This is a genomic window from Salipiger sp. ABN3_019 (assembly GCF_056158605.1).
Window position 1 is genome coordinate 1,294,681 of record NZ_JBSWTP010000010.1, and the last position, 18,791, is coordinate 1,313,471.

17 protein-coding genes are annotated in these 18,791 nt (G+C 66.2%); 9 read left to right on the plus strand and 8 right to left on the minus strand.

What is annotated here, in order from left to right; translation table 11 throughout:
* Positions 1 to 15 precede the first annotated feature (15 nt).
* The 5 genes from ACXAD2_RS28120 to ACXAD2_RS28140 are packed head-to-tail and all read left to right on the plus strand — an operon-like array spanning position 16 to position 5,384.
* Positions 16 to 990 (plus strand): ABC transporter permease, encoded by a 975-nt coding sequence (locus tag ACXAD2_RS28120; protein WP_164183418.1) that lies wholly within the window; start codon positions 16 to 18, stop codon positions 988 to 990.
* Positions 987 to 1,925 carry an ABC transporter permease gene (locus ACXAD2_RS28125; RefSeq protein ID WP_475178236.1) on the plus strand — a complete coding sequence of 313 codons (939 nt, stop codon included), beginning with the start codon at positions 987 to 989 and terminating at the stop codon, positions 1,923 to 1,925. The genes ACXAD2_RS28120 and ACXAD2_RS28125 overlap by 4 nt, the downstream gene beginning before the upstream one ends.
* Complete coding sequence (locus ACXAD2_RS28130; protein WP_475178239.1) at positions 1,922 to 2,887, plus strand: ABC transporter ATP-binding protein; 966 nt, start codon at positions 1,922 to 1,924, stop codon at positions 2,885 to 2,887. The genes ACXAD2_RS28125 and ACXAD2_RS28130 overlap by 4 nt, the downstream gene beginning before the upstream one ends.
* The gene (locus ACXAD2_RS28135; protein ID WP_475178241.1) at positions 2,884 to 3,906 is read left to right on the plus strand and encodes an ABC transporter ATP-binding protein; all 1,023 of its coding nucleotides are present in this window, start codon (positions 2,884 to 2,886) and stop codon (positions 3,904 to 3,906) included. The genes ACXAD2_RS28130 and ACXAD2_RS28135 overlap by 4 nt, the downstream gene beginning before the upstream one ends.
* Positions 3,903 to 5,384: a carboxypeptidase M32 gene (locus tag ACXAD2_RS28140; RefSeq protein WP_475178245.1), complete on the plus strand. Its 1,482-nt coding sequence runs from the start codon at positions 3,903 to 3,905 to the stop codon at positions 5,382 to 5,384. Before ACXAD2_RS28135 ends, ACXAD2_RS28140 begins: the two co-directional genes overlap by 4 nt.
* A gap of 18 nt (positions 5,385 to 5,402) precedes the next feature.
* On the opposite strand, the gene ACXAD2_RS28145 is transcribed toward ACXAD2_RS28140, so the two are convergent.
* Positions 5,403 to 6,296 (minus strand): LysR substrate-binding domain-containing protein, encoded by an 894-nt coding sequence (locus ACXAD2_RS28145; RefSeq protein WP_066104977.1) that lies wholly within the window; start codon positions 6,294 to 6,296, stop codon positions 5,403 to 5,405.
* Between the two features lie 119 nt (positions 6,297 to 6,415).
* Between ACXAD2_RS28145 and ACXAD2_RS28150 the strand changes: the two genes are divergently transcribed.
* The 4 genes from ACXAD2_RS28150 to ACXAD2_RS28165 are packed head-to-tail and all read left to right on the plus strand — an operon-like array spanning position 6,416 to position 9,562.
* A complete protein-coding gene (locus ACXAD2_RS28150) occupies positions 6,416 to 6,697 on the plus strand; it encodes a (2Fe-2S)-binding protein (protein ID WP_475178251.1) in 282 nt (93 codons plus the stop codon).
* Positions 6,694 to 8,073: an FAD-dependent oxidoreductase gene (locus tag ACXAD2_RS28155; protein WP_475178254.1), complete on the plus strand. Its 1,380-nt coding sequence runs from the start codon at positions 6,694 to 6,696 to the stop codon at positions 8,071 to 8,073. Before ACXAD2_RS28150 ends, ACXAD2_RS28155 begins: the two co-directional genes overlap by 4 nt.
* The gene (locus tag ACXAD2_RS28160; protein WP_475178257.1) at positions 8,070 to 9,221 is read left to right on the plus strand and encodes an NAD(P)/FAD-dependent oxidoreductase; all 1,152 of its coding nucleotides are present in this window, start codon (positions 8,070 to 8,072) and stop codon (positions 9,219 to 9,221) included. Before ACXAD2_RS28155 ends, ACXAD2_RS28160 begins: the two co-directional genes overlap by 4 nt.
* A complete protein-coding gene (locus tag ACXAD2_RS28165; RefSeq protein ID WP_475178261.1) occupies positions 9,218 to 9,562 on the plus strand; it encodes a RidA family protein in 345 nt (114 codons plus the stop codon). Before ACXAD2_RS28160 ends, ACXAD2_RS28165 begins: the two co-directional genes overlap by 4 nt.
* Positions 9,563 to 9,726: 164 nt before the next feature.
* On the opposite strand, the gene ACXAD2_RS28170 is transcribed toward ACXAD2_RS28165, so the two are convergent.
* The 7 genes from ACXAD2_RS28170 to ACXAD2_RS28200 all read right to left on the minus strand — a co-directional run bounded on the left by ACXAD2_RS28170 (position 9,727) and on the right by ACXAD2_RS28200 (position 18,754).
* Complete coding sequence (locus ACXAD2_RS28170; protein ID WP_475178263.1) at positions 9,727 to 11,460, minus strand: hydantoinase B/oxoprolinase family protein; 1,734 nt, start codon at positions 11,458 to 11,460, stop codon at positions 9,727 to 9,729.
* A gap of 3 nt (positions 11,461 to 11,463) precedes the next feature.
* A complete protein-coding gene (locus ACXAD2_RS28175) occupies positions 11,464 to 13,488 on the minus strand; it encodes a hydantoinase/oxoprolinase family protein (RefSeq protein WP_475178267.1) in 2,025 nt (674 codons plus the stop codon).
* Positions 13,489 to 13,515: 27 nt separating this feature from the next.
* Complete coding sequence (locus ACXAD2_RS28180) at positions 13,516 to 14,805, minus strand: TRAP transporter large permease (protein WP_066104955.1); 1,290 nt, start codon at positions 14,803 to 14,805, stop codon at positions 13,516 to 13,518.
* The gene (locus ACXAD2_RS28185; RefSeq protein WP_475178273.1) at positions 14,802 to 15,299 is read right to left on the minus strand and encodes a TRAP transporter small permease; all 498 of its coding nucleotides are present in this window, start codon (positions 15,297 to 15,299) and stop codon (positions 14,802 to 14,804) included. Before ACXAD2_RS28185 ends, ACXAD2_RS28180 begins: the two co-directional genes overlap by 4 nt.
* A gap of 71 nt (positions 15,300 to 15,370) precedes the next feature.
* Positions 15,371 to 16,366 (minus strand): TRAP transporter substrate-binding protein, encoded by a 996-nt coding sequence (locus ACXAD2_RS28190; protein WP_475178276.1) that lies wholly within the window; start codon positions 16,364 to 16,366, stop codon positions 15,371 to 15,373.
* Positions 16,367 to 16,393: 27 nt separating this feature from the next.
* Complete coding sequence (locus ACXAD2_RS28195) at positions 16,394 to 17,506, minus strand: NAD(P)/FAD-dependent oxidoreductase (protein WP_475178281.1); 1,113 nt, start codon at positions 17,504 to 17,506, stop codon at positions 16,394 to 16,396.
* 576 nt (positions 17,507 to 18,082) lie between these two features.
* Entirely contained in the window at positions 18,083 to 18,754 is a 672-nt protein-coding gene (locus tag ACXAD2_RS28200) for a GntR family transcriptional regulator (protein ID WP_475178283.1), read from the minus strand.
* Positions 18,755 to 18,791 lie beyond the last annotated feature (37 nt).

Here is an 18,791-nt window from a genome sequence, read left to right on the forward strand (position 1 = left end):
CGACAAGAGGCCCACATGCTAGGATATCTCGTCAGGCGCCTTGCGCAGGCCGTGGTCGTGGTCTTTGCCATGTCGATCATCGTCTTCGTCGGGGTCTATGCCATCGGCAACCCGATCGACGTGCTGATCGACCCCGGCGCGACGCAGGAAATCCGCGCCAAGCTGATCGCCCAATACGGGCTCGACCAGCCGCTGTGGCGCCAGTATTTCACCTTCCTCGCCAATGTCGCCCAAGGCGATCTCGGCACCTCGATGGTCTACAATATTCCGGTTGTCGATCTCGTGTTCTCGCGCCTGCCCGCGACGCTGGAACTGGTCTTCGTCTCGGTCTGCATCGCGACCTTCATCGGCATCCCGGCGGGCCTCTATGCGGGCTACAAGCCGGACAGCCTCGCCGCCCGCGCGATCATGGCGCTTTCGGTGCTGGGCTTTTCCGTGCCGACCTTCTGGATCGGCATGCTGCTGATCATGGCGTTCGCGGTGAACCTCGGCTGGCTGCCCTCGGGCGGGCGCGGCGATGTCGGCAGCCTCTTCGGCATTCCCACCTCACTGGCCACCGGTGATGGCTGGACGCATGTGATCATGCCCGCGCTCAACCTGTCGCTTTTCAAGATGGGCCTGCTGATCCGCCTCACCCGCGCCGGCATGGTCGAGGCGATGCAGACCGACTACGTGAAGTTCGCCCGCGCGCAGGGCCTGCCCGACCGGCAGATCGTCTTCAGCCACGTGCTGCGCAACATCTCGATCCCGATCGTCACGGTCTTTGGGCTCGAGCTTGGCTCGACCCTCGCCTTCGCCGTGGTCACCGAAAGCGTCTTTACATGGCCCGGCGTCGGCAAGTTGATCATCGACTCGATCCTGCAACTCGACCGTCCGGTGATGGTCACCTACCTCGTCCTCGTGGTGATCCTCTTCGTGCTGATCAACCTCGTGGTCGATCTCGTCTATGCGCGCCTCGATCCGCGGGTGCGCCTGAAGGGGAACGCATGATGTCCGACACCGCCCCCCTCACCAGCCCCGCGCTGGCCCTGCCCGACGCCGAGGTGGAAACCCGCGCCCAGCGCCTGCGCAACTTCTGGGCCGACTACCGACGCTCGCCGGTGGCCGTGGCCTCGCTCGCGGTGATCATCGCGCTGATCTTCGTCTCCTTCGGCGCACCGCTGGTCTCGCCGCAGGATCCCTATGACATGGCCGCGCTCGACTGGATGGACGCCTTTTTGCACCCCGGCGAGACCGGCTCGGGCGGCTACACCCATCTGCTCGGCACCGACAACGCCGGGCGCGACATGCTCTCGGCGATCTTCTACGGGCTGCGCACCAGCTTTGTGATTGGCCTCTCGGCGGGCGCGCTGGCGCTGCTGGTCGGCATCTGCGTCGGGCTCACCGCCGCCTATTTCGGCGGCAGAATCGAGAGCCTGCTGATGCGGATCGTCGATCTGCAACTGTCGATGCCGGCGATCCTGCTGGCGCTGGTGCTGGTTGCAATGCTGGGTCAGGGCGTGGGGCAGATCATCCTCGCGCTTGTGGTGGCGCAATACGCCTATTTCGCCCGCACCACCCATGGTGCCGCCACCGTCGAGCGCAGCAAGGATTACATCGAGGCCGCGCGCTCCACCCCGCTGCCGACGCGCCGCGTGCTGTTCCGCCACCTGCTGCCGAACGTCCTGCCGCCGCTCATCGTGGTGGCCACGGTGCAGGTCGCCAGCGCCATCGCGCTGGAGGCGACGCTGTCCTTCCTCGGCGTGGGCCTGCCGCTGACCGAACCCTCGCTAGGCTCGCTGATCTCGAACGGCTTCAAATACATCCACTCGGACCGCTATTGGCTGTCCATCTATCCGGGGATTTTCCTGATGATCACCGTGGTTGCCATCAACCTCGTCGGAGACCAGGTGCGGACCGTGCTCGACCCGCGAGGCCAACGATGAGCGCCGCGCTGGACGTGCGCGGGCTGACCACGCGCTTCGACACCCGCAAGGGCCCGGTCACCGCCGTGAACGATGTGAGCTTCGCGGTCGCGCCGGGCCGGATCATGGGGCTCGTTGGCGAGAGCGGCTCGGGCAAGAGCGTGACCGGCTTTTCGGTGCTCGGGCTGATCGACGCCCCCGGCGAGGTCACCGGCGGTCAGGTGCTGGTCGAGGGACAGGAACTGCGCGCCCTGCCGCCCGACGCCATGCGCAAAATGCGCGGCAGCAAGGTCTCGATGGTCTTTCAGGACCCAATGATGACCCTGAACCCGGTGCTGCGGGTCGGGGATCAGATGGCCATGGCTGTGCGCGTACACGAGAAGATGAGCAAACGCGCCGCATGGGACCGCGCGCGGCAGGCGCTCGAGACGGTGGGCATCCCTGCCCCTGCCGAGCGGCTCAAGGCCTACCCCCACCAGCTTTCGGGCGGCATGCGCCAGCGCGTCGCCATCGCCATGGCGCTGCTGCACCAGCCCGCTGTGATCATCGCCGACGAGCCCACGACGGCGCTCGATGTGTCGATCCAAGGCCAGATCCTTGCCGAGGTGCGCCGCCTTGCCGATGAGACCGGAACCGCGATCGTCTGGGTCACGCATGATCTGGCGGTGGTCTCATCGCTCGCCGACGATATTGCGGTGATGTACGCGGGCCGCATCGTCGAAAGCGGCACCGCCGAGCAGGTGATCGAAGCACCGCGCCATCCTTACACCCGGGGCCTGATCGAAAGCGTACCAAGCCTGCACGAGCCGGGCCGCAAGCTGCCGCAGATTCCCGGCTCCACCCCGCAGCTTGCCAATCTGCCCTCGGGCTGCCCGTTCCGCCCGCGCTGCGCCTTTGCCACCGAAGCCTGCACGACCGCACCGCCCCTGCATGAGACCCATGGCCGCCGCGTGCTGTGCCATCACCCGCTGGAGGCCCAATGACCGACGCGCTGCTGAAAATCGAAAACGTCTCGAAACGGTTCAGTCGCAAGCCCGGCCTTCTTGGGCGCGGGATCGACAGGCTCACCGGTCGCAGTTCGGAAAGCACCGTGCATGCGCTCACCGATGTGTCGCTGCAGGTTGCCCGCGGCGAGGTGCTGGGGGTCGTTGGCGAGTTAGGCTGCGGCAAATCCACCCTCGGGCGCATCGTGTCGGGCATCTATGCGCCGACCGAAGGGGCCGTCACGCTTGACGGCCAGCCAGTGGCCAAGGGCAGCGATCGCGGTATCGAGAAGCTGACCACCCGAGTGCAGATGATCCATCAGGATCCCTTCGCCAGCCTCAACCCGCGCATGAAGGTGGGCGAGACCATTTCCGAGGGCCCGCGCGTGCACGGCATCGTCGAGCCCGCGCGCCTGCGTGCGCGGGTGTCGGAACTGCTCGAACAGGTCGGGCTTGAGGGCGCTTATGCGGGACGGCTGCCGCACCAGTTCTCGGGCGGGCAGCGCCAGCGCATCGCCATCGCCCGCGCACTGGCGATGGAGCCGGAACTGCTGGTGCTGGACGAAGCCGTGGCCTCGCTCGATGTCTCGATTCAGGCGCAGGTGCTGAACCTCTTCCTCGACCTGCGGCGCGAGCTTGATCTGACCGCGCTTTTCATCAGCCACGATCTCTCGGTCGTCCGCCACGTCTGTGACCGGGTGGCGATCATGTATCTTGGCCGGGTGGTCGAACTGACCAGCGCCGCGCGCATCTACGCGCAACCGCTGCACCCCTATACCAAGGCGCTCTTTGCCTCGGTGCCGACGCTGGGCACCGGGCGCGCGTCGTTCCATCCGATCAAGGGCGAAATCCCCTCGCCCCTGAACCCGCCCAAGGGCTGTGCCTTCCACCCGCGCTGTCCGCTCGCCGGGCCGCGATGCAAGGCCGAGACCCCGCGCCTCACCGAGCCGGAGGCGGCGCATTCGGTCGCCTGCCACCTGCACGATGGCGGCACGGGATCCGCCGAGGTGGCGGCATGAACTCGACACTGAGGACCCGCGTCGCACGGCTGAACGATGTGCTGTGCAGCGTGAATGCGCTGCAATGGGACGCAAGGGTGATGATGCCCCGTGGCGGCGCCGAAAGCCGCGGCCACCAGATCGCCACGCTGAAGGGCATTGCCCGTGAGATGATCCTCGACCCGGCGATGGAGGAGGCCGCGCAGGCGGCCCTCGGGACCGGCGAAGACGCCTCGGCGCGTGCGGTGCTGGCTGCGCGCGCGTGGCACGCCGCGATCCCCGCCGACCTGCTGCGCCGCCTTGCCGAGCAATCGGCCCTCGCTGGCACGGTCTGGGCCGAAGCGCGCGCGGCCGGGGATTTCGCACTCTTCCAGCCCTATCTGCAGCAGATGCTGGATCTGTCGCGGCAGGTCTCGGCGGCCAGCGGGGTCGGCAGCCACCCCTATGATCCCATGGTGCATGTCTTCGAACCCGGCGAGACCGCCGCCAGCCTTGGCAGCCTCTTCGACAGGCTGCGCGCCGCGCAGAAACCGATCCTCGACCGCGCGCTCGGCAAGCCCCGCCCCCGCACCGATTTCCTCTACCGCGACTACCCGGTGGCGCAGCAGCAGGCCTTCTGCCGCGCGCTGGTCGCCGAGCTTGGCTATGACTTCACGCGCGGGCGGCTCGACACCGCCGTGCATCCGTTCGAGATTTCCATGACCCGCAGCGACGTGCGCATCACCTCGCGCTGGCCGACAAACTATCTGCCCATGGCGATCTTTGGCTCGGTCCACGAGACCGGTCATGCGCTCTATGAGATGGGTGTCGATCCGGCGCTGAGCCGAAGTGCGATGACCACCGACATGATCGGGCTCTATGCGGTTGGCGGCACCAGCTTTGGCATGCACGAAAGCCAGTCGCGCCTGCTGGAAAACCACGTCGGACGGTCTCCGGCCTTCTGGGCGCGCCACTTCGGGACATTGCGCGACCATTTCCCGCAGCAGCTTTCGGACGTCACCGAAGAAGAGTTCGTCGCCGCGGTGAACCGGGTCGAGCCGGGGCTCATTCGCGTCGAGGCGGACGAGCTGTGCTATGACTTCCACATCATGCTGCGCGTGCGTCTGGAGATGGCGCTGATGGAGGGGGCTCTGTCCGTCGCCGACCTTCCCGCAGCGTGGAACGAGGCGATGCGGAGCGACCTTGGCGTGGAGGTTCCGCATGACGGTATGGGATGTCTGCAGGATGTCCACTGGTCGTCGGGCTACATCGGGTCTTTCCCGACCTACACCATCGGTAATATCACCGCTGCGCAGATCATGAGCGCCCTGCGCGCGCAGCAGCCAGAGGTCGGCACGGCGCTGTCGCGAGGCGAGACCGCACCATTGCGGGCGGCGCTGGAGCGCCATGTCTGGCGGCACGGGCGCGGGCGCAGCCGCGCTGAACTTCTGGGCGCGCTCGGGCAAGAGGCGTCGGACCCGACCGCCTATATCGCCTATCTGCAAAGCAAGTTCGGCTGAGCGCAGGGCGCAAGTCGCTCAACCGCTGTAGCGGGCGACTTGGGCATCAAAGACCTCGAGCAGCGCCTCCAAATCCGGCCCCAGCGACATGCCGCGCGGCCGGATGATCGCCAGCCTGAAGCGCGCGTCGGTCTCGAAGGGCCGCGCCAGACCACCCTGCGCCTCATGCGAACGGGCGGTGAAGGGATCGACGAGCGAAACGCCCAGACCGCGCAGCACCAGCGCCGAGACCAGCGTCGACAGATGCGATTGCACGATGACCTCTGGCGCATTGACCATCTTGCCGAACTCGCGCTGCAGGAAGGCGCCCGTGGCGGTGTTCTCGCTGTAGCCAACCACCGACTGTCCGGCGAAATCCTCAAGCCGCAGGCGATCCTTGGCGCCAAGCGGGTGCTCGGGCGGCAAGATACAGACGTATTCCAGCTCCACCGTGCGCACCAAGTCGATATCGTGCTCGTGCCGCGTCGGTGAGGTGAACCCAAGCTGGCTCTGGCGCGAGGCGACCTGCCGCACCACGTTGTGGGTTTGCATCGAGAGCAGTTGCACGCGGAAATTCGGGCGCTTCACCAGCAGATCGACCAGCGCGTCGGGCAGCAGCGAATGCGCCAGTGCGGGCATCGCCGCAACTGCGACCGTGCTGCGCCGACCCTGACGGATCTCGGTCGCAGTCTTCTCGATGGTCGCGAGGCCGACGAAAGAGCGCTCCACCTCCACCGCAAGCTCCCGCGCCTCGGGGGTGGGAACGATCTTGCCGCCGAAGCGGGTGAAGAGTTGCAGCCCCGTCCGATCCTCGAGATCGCGGATCAGGCGGCTCACCGCGGGCTGCGAGACATTCATGATCTCGGCGGCGCCAGAGACGCTGCCGCTTTCGAGAACGGTCTTGAAGGCTTCGAGCGCGCGTTGTGACAGCATGGCTATAACATTCCCGGATGGAGGTCGCTGTATTTGTTATTTGATTTATGGGCGCCAATGCAAGGAAACTGCCTCTCGAAACAGATATTTCTGCCACCGAAAGAGCCCCGTAACCGCCCATGTACACGCGAACCGAGCCGGTCAGGACACCGATCACATTCACCTTCGAGGGCCGGTCGATCAGCGCCGATGCGGGCGAGAGCCTTGCCGCCGCCCTGCTGGCCGAAAACGTGGGGTCCTTCCGCGATACGCCGGTCAGCGGAGCGCCGCGCGCGCCGTATTGCATGATGGGCACCTGCTTTGAGTGTCTGGTGACGGTCGATGGCGTGCCGAACCGGCAGGCCTGCATGACCGAGGTGCGTGAGGGCATGGTGGTCAACCGCCAGAAAGGCGCCGCATGACCCATCAGGACCTTTGCATCATCGGGGCTGGCCCGGCTGGCATGGACGCGGCGATTGCCGCCCGGCAGGCGGGGCTTTCGGTCACCGTGCTCGACGAGGCGCTGCGCCCCGGCGGGCAGATTTACCGCGATGTCACCCGCGCCGACGATGCCCGCCTAAAGATCCTCGGGCCGGACTACGCGGCGGGCCGCAAGCTGGCCGAGGCCTTTGCCGCCAGCGACAGCACCTATCTCTCGGGCGCCACCGTCTGGCATGTGGAGCAGGATGCGTCGGGCTATGCGCTGTCCTACTCGCAGAACGGTGCCTCGCATGTGGTGCGGGCGGATGCGCTGATCGTCGCCACCGGCGCGGTCGAGCGGCCGATGCCCCTGCCCGGCTGGACCCTGCCCGGCGTGACCACCACCGGAGCGCTGCAGATCCTGCTGAAGACGGCGGGCACGGTCGCCGAGGATGTGGTGCTGATTGGCTGCGGTCCGCTGCAGCTGCTGCTTGCGGCGCAGATGGTTGCCGCAGGGCGTCCGCCCCGCGCCATCCTCGAAACGGTGCCCAACGCCAACTACCTGAGCGCGCTGAAGCATCTGCCGGGGGCGCTGCGCGGCATGGGTTATCTCACCAAGGGCCTGACGCTGCTGCGCAAGGTCCGCGCGGCGGGCGTGCCCATCTACCGCGATGTTCAGGACATCTCGCTGGACGGCGACAGCCAGCTTGAAGCGGTCAGCTTCTCTGCCGGGGGCCGCAGCCATCGCATCGAGACCGGCACCGCCGGGCTGCACCATGGCGTCGTGCCGAACCAGCAGATCACCCGGCTGATGCGTTGCGAGCATGTCTGGAACGACGCGCAGCACGCGTTCCAGCCGGTGACGGACAGCTACGGTGAAACCTCCCTGCACGGCCTCTATGTGGCGGGTGACGGCGCGGGCATCCGCGGCGCACGCTCTGCGGCCTTGGCCGGGCGCATCGCCGCCCTGCGCGTGGCGGAAAAATCTGGACGTCCCGCTTCGCCGGACCTGCCCCGGCTGCGCCGCGAGCTGGCCAGGGACGCCGCCGTGCGCCCCTTCCTCGAAACGCTCTACGCGCCCGCGGCACAGGCACTGGCGCCGCGCGACGAGGTGATGATCTGCCGCTGCGAAGAGGTCACCGCCGGTCAGATCCGCGCCGCGGCCAAGGCCAATGCGCCCGGCCCGAACCAAGTGAAATCCTTCCTGCGCACCGGCATGGGCCCCTGTCAGGGCCGCACCTGCGGGCTGGCGGTCACCGGGCTGATCGCCGAAACCTCCGGGCGCAGCCCCGGCGAGACCGGCTATTTCCGCATTCGCCCGCCGCTCAAGCCGCTGTCGCTTTCCGAACTCGCCGCCTTCGAGCCCGACACGGAATGACCTCGGGCGCGGCATCCGATCTGCTGGTCAGCGGCGGCGGGCTGCACGGCTGCGCCGCCGCGATGTTTGCCGCCGAGCGGGGCCTGCGCGTGACCCTTCTGGAGAAGGACAGCGTGAGCCGCCATGCGTCGGGCGCGAACGCTGGCGGGGTGCGGCGGCTGTGGCGCGACCTAGCAGAGGTGCCGCTGGCGAACCTGTCGATGCAGATGTGGCACCGGATGTCGCAGATCGTTCAGGACGACTGCGGCTTTCAGCCGGTGCCGGGGATCAAGGTCGCCGAAGGCGATGCCGATATGGAGGTGCTCGCCGCCCGCGTCACCCGGATGCAGGAGGCCGGGCATACGCACGAACGGCTGATCGACCGCGCCGAGTTGCGGGCGCTTGTGCCCGCCATCTCCGAACACTGCACCGGCGGTCTGCTGTCCGAGGACGGATTTGCCATGCCCGCCCAGACCACCGCCGCCTTCGCCCGCCGCGCCCGCGCGCTCGGCGTGACGATCCTCGAAGGCGAAGCGGTGAAGGCGATCGAGCACAGCCGCGGGCTCTGGCGCGTGGAGACGCAGAGCGAGCGCCACACCGGCGCCAAGCTGCTCAACTGCGCTGGCGCATGGGGCGGCAGGATCGCCGAGCTGCTGGGCGAGACGGCGCCGGTAGAGGCCATCGCGCCGCTGATGATCGTCACCCAGCGCATGCGCCCCTTCTGCAGCGCCGTGATCGGCGTGGCGCGGCGGCAGCTCTCGTTCAAGCAGATGGCCAATGGCACGGTGGTGATCGGCGGCGCCCGTCTGGGCCGGGTCGATCCCACCCGCAACCGCACCGATATCGACTTTCGCGAGCTGCGCCTCACCGCGCGCACCGCGCAGGACATCTTCCCGATCATGCGCGGCGCCACGGTGCAGCGCGCGTGGTCGGGCATCGAGGGGCGCACGCCCGACCGGCTGCCCATCATCGGCCGCTCGTCACGGCACGAGAGCGCCTTTCACGCCTTCGGCTTTTCCGCACATGGCTTTCAGCTTGGCCCGGCCACCGGCGCGCTGATGGCAGACCTCATCGACACGGGCCGGCTCGCTCCAGAGCTGGACCCCTTCGACATCACCCGCTTCTCGGCTCCCACCGAGGCGGCTACGCAACCAAGGAGACTTGCATGATCACCCGTCACATCCAGGGCAAAATCCACCACCGCATCGTCGAGCACGGCGACACCATCTACATCGGCGGTCTGGTGGCCAGCGACAAGAGCAAGGACATGAAGGGCCAAGCCGAGGAAATCTTCGGCAAGCTCGAAGAGCTGCTCGCTCAAGCCGGAAGCTCGAAAGACAAGCTGCTGTCGGTGACCATTTATTCCGCCGCCTTCGATCAGAAAGACGCCTTTAACGCGGCATGGACCGAATGGCTCTCGCCCGAGAGCTTCCCGGTCCGCGCCTATATCGGCGGTGCTGAGCTGTCGAAGGGCACGCTGGTGGAGATCACCACCATCGCGGCGAAATAAGCGCCGCTTTTACCTTACCTCCCTGAACTGCCCCCCGCCCTGCGGGGGGCTTTTTTTGTGCCCTAGCTTTCCTCCGTCCTCCCGCCCGCGCCCAAGAGTGGCGCAAAAGAAAACGCTCCCCGCCGCAGCGGAGAGCGTTCTACTGTCCCTCGGGGGAAGCCGTCTCAGGCGCGGTCGAGCGCCTTTTCCAGCATCTCCTTGCCGTAAAGCTCTTCGGCTTTTTCATGGCTCATCCGCCCGTCGCGCAGGTCGCGTCCAAGCTCTGCGGGATCGCGCTCTGCCGGGGTGCCGTAGCCGCCGCCGCCGGGGGTCTCGAGCCGCACGCTTTCGCCCGCACCGAGGCTGAGACCGGCGATCATCGGGCTCAGTTCCTCGGCGTGATTGCTGCCGGGGTTCTTCACCAGATGCGCCTCGCGCCCGGCGCTGCCGCCCTTGGCTCCCGGAGCGCCCTCGCGGTGCCCGTCCGAACGCGCGGTGAAGATCACCCCGCCATTGGGCGCCGAGATTTGCCGGGCGATGCCCATGCCGCCGCGATAGCGGCCCGCGCCCGAGCTGTCCTCGACCAGCGCGTATTCATCGACCAGCAGATCATATTCGATCTCCAGCGGCTCGATCGGCAGGTTCGAGGAGTTGGTGACATGCACATGCACCCCGTCCATGCCGTTTCCGAGCGCCCGCGCGCCTGCGCCGCCGCCGATGGATTCGAGATAGACATAGCCCTCGTCGCGGCCCCGGCGCTTGCCAGCAAAGACCATGACCGGAACGATGTCCTGCCCCGCCGCTTGTCCGCGATCCTCGGGCAGCAGCTGCGAGAAGGCCCCGATCAGGGCGCGCACCACCTTGTTGCAGGTGATCGAGCGGGCGCCGGTGGCCGCGGGCTGGCGCGGGTTCAGCAGGCTGCCTTCGGGGGCCGAGATCTCGACGCCGTCGAACATGCCCGAGTTGGGCAGGAGGTAAGGATCGAGCAGCGTCTTGACCACATAGTAGACCGAGGCGTTGAGCGCCGAGGCCACCACGTTGAGACCGCCGCGCGCCTGCGGGCCGGTGCCTTCGAAATCGACGATCAGCCGGTCGCCCTTGACGGTGACATTGGCTTGGATCGGCACTTCGACCGGGCCAAGGCCGTCGCTCTCGATCTTGGAATGGAAGCTGGCGGTGCCGTCAGCCATTTCCGAGATCCGGTTGCGCAGGCGCTGCGCGGTATAGGCGAAGAGGTCTTCGACCAGCGCGTCGACCTTGTCGGCCCCCAGCGTGTCGGCCAGCTCGCGCATCAGCCGCGCGCCGCGTTCGTTCGCCGCCGCCTGCACCTTGATGTCGAGCCAGCGTTCCTCGGAGGAGCGCGAGTTCAGCGAGATCATCCGCAGCAGGTCTTCGTCAAGCTCGCCCGCGCGGAACAGCTTCATCACCGGCAGGCGCAGGCCCTCTTCGAAGATCGAGGTGGCGCCGCCGTGGATCGAGCCCGGCACAGTGCCGCCGACATCCGAGTGGTGGCCGATATTGGCGGTGAAGTAGCGCAGCCGCCCGCCCGCGAACACCGGGGTGATCACCGAGATATCGGGCGTGTGGGTGCCACCGGCAACATAGGGATCGTTACAGATGAAGACGTCGCCCTCGACCATCTTCTCGATCGGATAGGCCTTCAGCACCGCGTTGACCGAGCCCATCAGCGAGCCGAGGTGCAGCGGGATGTGGCTGGCCTGCGCGATGAGCCGACCATCCGCCGAGAACAGCGCCACCGAGCAGTCCTTGCGCTCTTTGATGTTGGACGAGAAGGAGGCCCGGATCATCGAGGTGCCGATCTCGTCGGCGACCGCGAGCAGCCGGTTGGTAAAGACCTCCATGGCGATGGGGTCGGAAAGGGCGGGTTTGCTTGCGTCGCTTTTGCTTGTGTCGCTCATGGGTCAGACCTCGATGATCATGGTGCCCGAGCCGTCCACGTGCAGCCGCTGGCCGGGCTCCACGATGGTGGTCGAGGACATTTCCTGAATGATGGCCGGGCCCTCGACATAGGGGCCGACCGGAAGGCGGGCGCGCTCGTAGATGGTGGTCTCATACCAGCCGCCTTCGAAATACACCTGCCGCGCGCCGAGCGTCGGATCGCCCTCGGTCGCGGTGTATTCGGCATCCGGCGCAGCCGCCGAAGCGCCCTTCACCGAAAGCCGCAGGTTGACGATCTCGACCGCGCGGTCCTCGATGTCATAGCCGTATTCCTGCCGGTGCGCGGCGCGGAAGCCTTCGAGGAAGGTGTCATAGGCCGCGTCGGCACTGTCGAGCGTCACCTGCACCTCGTGGTTCTGACCGTCATAGCGCGCGTCGACCACATATTGCATCGAGCGGCGGTCTTCCGGCACGCCTTCGCCGCTCAGCCAGTCCTGACCGTCCTTCAGCATCTCCTTAAAGGCCGCGCCGATGGCGGGCCAGCTTTCGGGCGTGGCGTTGGACACGCCGGTGCGCACGAAGTCAAAGCCGACGTCCGACAGCAGGATGCCGCGGGCGCACATGGTGCCGGGCTGGGCGGGAACGATCACCGTCTTCATGCCGGTCTCCACCGCCACGGCGGCGGCGTGCAGCGGACCCGCACCGCCATAGGCGAAGAGCGCGAAGTCCTGCAGGCGGTGGCCCTTCTCGGTGGACACCGCGCGGATCGCGCGGCCCATGTTGGCGACGGCGATGCGCAGGATACCCAGCGCCGCCTCTTCGACCGTCAGGCCGAGCGGCTTGGCGATCTGCGTCTCGATGGCATCGCGCGAGGCCTGTTTGTCGACCTGCATACGGCCCGAAAGCAGCGTGTCGCTGTCCAGCCGTCCAAGCACGAGATTGGCGTCGGTGGTGGTCGGCTCGGTGCCGCCCTGCCCGTAGGCCACCGGCCCCGGATAGGCGCCCGCAGACCGCGGCCCCACTTTCAGCGCCCCGGCATCGTCGAGCCCGGCAATCGAGCCGCCGCCCGCGCCGATCACGTTGATGTCGAGCATCGGGCAGCGCACCGGGTAGTCGGCGACCAGCCGCGAGGTGGTGAAGGCCGGGCGTCCGCCCTCGACCAGCGACACGTCGGTGGAGGTGCCGCCAACGTCATAGGTGACGATATTGGGATAGCCCGAGATGCCTGCGACCTTGGCCGCGCCGACCACACCCGCAGCGGGGCCCGACAGACAGGTGCGCACCGGGAAGCTGCGCACGGTGTCCACCGACATCAGCCCGCCGTTGGAATGGATGGTGCGCGGCGCGTTCTTGATGCCGATGTCGGCAAGACGCTGCAGGAAGCGCTCGAGATAACGGTCCATGCGCGGGCCGACATAGGCGTTGATCACCGTGGTCGAGAAACGCTCGAATTCGCGGAACTCGGGCAGCACCTCGGAAGAGATCGACACATAGGCGTTCGGCAGCACCTCACGCACGATCTCGGCGGCGCGGCGCTCGTGGCGGCCATCGCGATAGGCGTGCAGGAAGCACACCGCCACCGCTTCGGCCCCGGCGTCGCGCAGCGTTTCCGCCGCCGCGCGGACCTCGGCCTCGTCGAGCGACTGCAGCACGTCGCCGTTGGCGTTCAGCCGCTCGGTCACTTCCAGCGCCATGTAGCGCTCGACCAGCGGCTCGGGCTTGGTGATCGCGTAGTCATAAAGGTGCGGGCGGGTCTGGCGACCGATCTCGAGCACATCGCGTGCGCCCTTGGTGGTGATCAGCCCGGTCGGCACGCCGCGGCGCTCGATCACCATATTGGTGGCGACGGTGGTGCCATGGCCGACGAACTCGAAGTCCTCGGGCGCAACGCCCAGTTCCTCGACATAGTGGCGCAGGCCGGTTTCGATCGCCTCAGAGGGATCATGCGGGGTGGAGGAGGTCTTGAAGTGGATGGCCTTGCCGCTTCCGGTCTCAAGCGCCGTGAAGTCGGTGAAAGTGCCTCCCACATCGAAGCCGATACGGTACATTGCGTTGGGTCCTTTGCAATCTGCGCCTTACTGAGCCGTCGGCATCAGCAGGTCGGGAAGGAAGAGCGTGATCTGCGGCACGAAGGCGACAAGCAGCGCCACCACGATCATCGCGACATAGAATGGGGCCAGCGCCCGGGTGAGTTCGCCCATGCCGACGCGCGCCACCGTCATCACGGTGTAGAGCACAAGGCCGACGGGCGGCGTGATGGTGCCGATCATCATGGTCACCACGACGGTGACACCAAGATGCACGGTGTCGATGTCGAAGCTCGACGCGATGGCCAGCAGGGTCGGGACCAGCAGCACCAGCGCGGCCAGCACCTCCATGAACATGCCGACGATCAGCAGGATCACGATGATCAGCGCGATGGCGGCGGCCTTCGATACAAAGAGCTCCTGCATCATGTTCACCATCTCGATCGGCAGCCGCTGGATCGAGATGATCCATCCGAACACCGCAGAGACCGCGATGATGAAGAGGGTCGAGGCCGAGGTGCGCACGGTGCCCAGCAGCGCCTCGACGATCAGCGCGCGGTCAAAGCCCATCGAGATCGAGCCGATCACGAGGATATAGAGCACCACGACCACCGACGCCTCGGTCGGGGTGAACACCCCGGCAAGGATGCCGCCCAGCAGGATCACCGGGGCCATCAGCGCCGGAAGCGCGGCCCAGAAGGCGCTGACCACTTCCGAGAAGCTGGCACGCGGCAGACGCGGCGCGTCTTCGCGCCCGGTCACCACCAGCACGTAAATGATCACCATCAGGGCAAAGCCCGTCAGCAGACCCGGCAGCGCGCCGCCAAGGAACAGCCGCCCCACGGATTCCTCGGCAAGGAAGCCATAGACCACCAGCGTGATCGACGGCGGGATGATCGGCCCCATGGTGGCCGAGGCGGCGGTGACCGCGGCAGAGAAGCGCTTGGAATAGCCCGCCTGCTCCATCGCCTTGATCTCGACAGCGCCGAGACCGCCCGCGTCTGCGACAGCCGAGCCCGACATGCCCGCGAAGAGGATCGAGGCAACGACGTTCACATGGCCCAGACCGCCGGTGATATGGCGCACCAGAACGCCGGCGAAGTTGAAGATGCGCTCGGTGACGCCCATGCCGTTCATCAGGTTGCCGGCCAGCAGGAACATCGGGATCGCCAGCAGCGAGAAGCTCTCGATGCCGCCCGAGGCGCGCATGGTCAGCTGAATCTCTGGCAGCCCCGCCATCAGGATATACACCGCCGAGGTGACAAGCATGGTGTAGGCGACCGGCAGACCGAGGATCAGCAGGCCGAAAAAGGAGATCAGAAAGATCGCAGTGGTCATATATCGGCCTCCACCTTCTCGCCGCGCAGTTCGGCCCAGATCGCCTCGAGGGCGAAAAGGATCGTCATGGCAGCGCCCAGCCCGAAGGGCAGAAGGATGAGCATGAATTTCGAAGTAAGCGGCCCGTTCGGAACGGTGCCGAACTCGAGCCGCGACATCAGCGGCTGCAGCTGCCGCACCTGCGTCAGCACATAGGCCAGCACGGCGATCACCAGTACGTGCAGCGCGATGCGCAGCGCCCGATGCGCGCCAGCAGGAAGAACGGAAGACATCACGTCCAGCCCGATGTGGCCGCCCTCTCGGTAGACGAGGGCCGCCCCGAGAAAGGTCATCCAGATCAGCGAGATCTCTGCGATGTCATCGGTCATATGCACCGGCGCGTTGAACACATAGCGCGAGACGATCTGGACGCTGAGCGCCCCGATGATCGCCACCGCCAGCGCCGCGCAGAGCCACAGCGTGGCCCGGTGCAGACCGGAAAAAAGCTTGGTCATGGCAGGGTCCGAGGGGTTGGGGTCGCGGGCCGGAACATGGCCCGCGAGAGTGTTTCAGGCAGTGTGGCGGATCACTTCATCGCCTGGATCTGATCCCACCAGCCCTCGGGCAGCAGCCCCTCTTCCTCGAAGGAGGGCACCAACTCGGCGACTTTCGCGGCAAAGGCTTCGCGGGTCTCGGCAGACATGTCGCAGAAGGTGACGCCTTCGGCTTCCATGGTCTCGCGGTTCGGTGCGGTCTGCTCTTCGACCAGCGAGACGAAGTAATCGCCCGCGTCCTCTGCCGCTTTGGTGACGATCTCCTTGTCCTCGTCCGACAGCTGCTGGAACGAGCTTTCGGCGATGTAGACCGAGTTCTGCGGATACATCATCTGCGCGTCGGTCACATAGGGCAGCACTTCGTAGAACTTCGACGAATAGACCTGCTCGCCCGCGCTTTCCGCCATATCGGCAACGCCTTGGCTGAGGCCCATGTAGGTCTCGCCGTAGGAGATGGTCACCGGCACGGTGCCCACCGCTTCCCAGCCCGCGATGAACATCGGCAGGTTGGGCGAGCGCACGCGCTTGCCAGCGATATCCTCGGGCGTTTCCACGCAAGCGCCCTTGGTCATGAACACGCGCGGCAGGCGGAACCAGTTGGTGGCGAGGATGCGCACGTTGAAATCGTCGCGCAGTTCGTCCTTGAGGCCCTTGGCCAGATCGCTTTCCATGAACTTCAGGAAGTGATCCTGGCTTTCGAAGACGAAGGGAATGTCGACGACACCGAATTCCTTGACCAGGTTCGACGCATTGGAGCCCGACGAGATGTAGCCGTCCTGCGCACCGGCGGACATGGCCTCGATCTGCGCAGGGCCGGAGCCAAGCTGCGAGCCTTCGTAGAAATCGACGTGAACGCGGCCCTCGGTGCGCTCATTCACCAGTTCGGCGAAACGCTTCGAGGCTTGCGTGACCGGCGCGCCCGGCGGGTTGATGCCGCCGAAGGTGAGGCTGACCTGAGCGCTGGCTGCCGAAGCGCCAAGCACGCCCGCGGCGGCGAATGCGAGAAGGGAGAATGCTTTATATTTCATGGTTTTGTTCCTGTTGGACGTTTGGTTTTATGCAAAGCGTTGCGCGGTGAAGCTGGCAAACTCGGGCGGTCGCTGCCCGTTTATGATCCACTGCGCAAGCGGCCCTCGGTGGGCGGGGGCCAAGGTCACACCCGAATGGGTCGTGGCCACAAAGACCCCCGGGTGAGTGGGGGACTCATCATAGACGGGGTTGCCATCGGGGGTCAGAACGCGCAGCGCGGCCCAGCTGCGCACCACCCGAAGATTTCCAATTGCCGGAAGCAGGCGAACCGCGCGGCTGGCAAGTTCGCGGATGCCTTCGCCGGTGGAATGATCCTCGCCGGTCTCTTCCTTGGTGTCGCCAATGAGGATCGTGCCCTCGGCGGTCTGCCGCAGGCCCGAGGTCACCGCAGGCAGGATCGGGGCGCTGCGTTCCGTCACGAGGATCTGGCCTTTCTGCGGGCGGACCAAATCAGGGAAGCCGAAGGGACGCGCCAGATCATTGGTCGCAAGCCCCGCCGCGATCAGCACTTTCGGAGCCTTCGCCGTCAGCCCTTCGGCGGTGACCGTATAGCGGTTGTCGCTGCTCTCGATAGAGCTGACCGCGACGTTCGAGAGCAGCGTCGCCCCGGCGGCCTGAGCCCCGAGGCTGAGGCCTTGATACAGCGACAGCGAATGACAGGCGCCGTCGATCGAAGAGATCGACGCACCGCAAACCTCCGGGCCAACGCCCGGCATGATCTCGGTCAGCTCATCGCGGCGGATCATCCGCACATCGTCGCCGGGAAGCTCATGCGCCGCGACCCGCCCGATCATCTCTGCCCGCTTGTCGAACTCCGCTTCGCTCAGGCACAGATGCAGGCCAAGGCCGTTTTCATAGTGGGTATCCACGCCGCAGAGCTCTTTCAGCTCCTCTTCCAGTTCAGGCCAGGCACGCACCGCAGAGCGGGTCCATGTGGCATAGTCACGATTGCCCGCGCCCTTGCTCTGCGCCCAGACGAGGCCGAAGTTCCCGCGGCTCGCCCGAAAGCTGGTGTCGGAGGCATCGAGGATCAGCACACGCGCACCATCGCGCGCCATGCCAAGCCCGGCGGCGGTGCCCACGAGGCCGCCGCCGACCACGATGATGTCCCAGTCACCCAGATTTTTCACGTCGCGCACACCTGTTTCCATCGGAAGTCTCGACGGATTAAGGGGTGCAAGAGCGCATAAGACAAATATCAATACCTTCAATTGCGATACACTTTTGTTATAGTGATCGCTGTGCTCTTCACATGGCTGGACGGTTCGCAATCTCGGCCCGGTCGTGCGGGCTCCCCTCTGGCGCATTTGCGATGCCCGGCAGAGACACATGCTCAAGTTGCGGGCAGATGCAGGGCCTGTGGGAAAGTTTTCGGTGGATCGTTCGGCTGAAGTTTCTTCGGGCGAGGCACCCCGAGTTTGGGCGCCCAGCGGCTGCCCCAAGGGAAGCCCCTGCCCCAATCCAAACCTGCTCTCACTGCAAAATCAGGCGAGTTGCATCGCAGGTGCCACGCCCCCAGCGGCCGCGCCGCGTGGCATCAATCAATAAGAAAAATCTCTAGTGTCACAAAACTTTTGAATTGGACGCGGCGGGGGTCGGGCCGCTCACTTTGACTCAACACGACGCTCCAGCAGGCCGAATGACCCAAGCCAGAGGCACCAATGACCGCCCTTGCCCACACGCTCCCCTCGACTGCCGCCGCGCGCACCGAAAGGTCAGCCGGGCAAGACGCGAGCCAGCTGCGGCATAAGCGAAAGATGCTCGTGAACAATCTCCAGCGCGCGGGCCTCATCATACGCGGTCAGCGCGGCGACAAGCGCCCGGTGCTCGTGCTCGATGGCTTCCGTCTTGCCGAACCCCTTGCGCAGCGACAGCATCGCCAGCCGCGACAGCGGGGCCTGCAGACCTTCGTAAACCGTTGCGAGCACGGTGTTTCCCGCCGCCTCGACAATCGCTTGGTGAAACTGGCGGTTGTTTTCCAGACAGCTCAGATGGTCCGTGGCCGGGGTCGCCTCATGCGCATCGCACAGCGCGGTGAGCCGGTCCGGAACCTCGCGCCGCTCGCGGCAAATCTTGATCACCGCCTGCGTCTCGACCATCAGCCGAACCTCATGCAGGTCGCGCAGCTCGGCCGGAGACATCGCGCGCACCATCGCGCCTCTGCGCCGGTGCAGATCGACGTAACCCTCGGCGGCAAGACGGTTGAGCGCCTCGCGCACCGGCGACCGCGACACACCGGTCAATTCGCAGGCGACAGCTTCTTCGACGTAGCCGCCCGGCGGGAAATCACCGTTGAGGATGCCGGAGCGGATCGAATCGTAGGCCAACTCGCGCGCCGACAAGCGCGGCTGTGGCTCGGCTCCTGCGATGGAAGAATGTCTGTTCATTCACCTTTCTCCTCAAAAAGTGCCCGTATGGGACATC